General features: G+C 82.1%; 1 pseudogene. It reads left to right on the top strand.

Going from position 1 to position 447, the window contains the following annotated elements:
- Positions 1-447 (top strand): annotated as a pseudogene (locus GTW08_RS10700) (signal recognition particle-docking protein FtsY); the annotation flags it as partial.

Genomic DNA, 447 nt, shown 5'->3' with positions numbered 1-447 from the left:
GCGCCGCCCGCCGAGGCCGCCGACGCACCGACCGCCGACGAGGTCCGGACCCCGCCCGGCGGTACCCCCGTCGTCGACGGGGCGACCGAGGCCCGCACCCCGCCCGGGGGCATCCCGGTCAGCACCGCCCCGCCGGTCCCGTCGACCGCGCCGCCCAGCAGCCCGACCGTCCCCACCGAGCAGACCGGGACCGTCACCGGCACCCCGGACGCCCGCGTCATCGACACGGCCGAGGCCAGCAAGGACCCGGCCACCCGCCAGCTCCGCCGCCCCGAGGGCTCCTCCGGGGCTGCCGGGACCGTGGCGACGCCCGACGGGGGCACCACCGAGCAGGTCCCGGCCCCACCCGCCGCGAGTGCCCCGACCGAGCCGGTCGCGCGCCCGGAGGTCGCCCCGAGTGCCCCGACCGAGCCGGTCGCGCGCCCGGAGGTCGCACCGAGCGCCCCG

This window comes from Pseudonocardia sp. SID8383 (assembly GCF_009864975.1).
GTDB lineage: Bacteria > Actinomycetota > Actinomycetes > Mycobacteriales > Pseudonocardiaceae > Pseudonocardia > Pseudonocardia alni.
The sequence above is the reverse complement of the archived record's forward strand: the minus strand, read 5'-3'. Positions and strand labels throughout refer to the sequence as shown.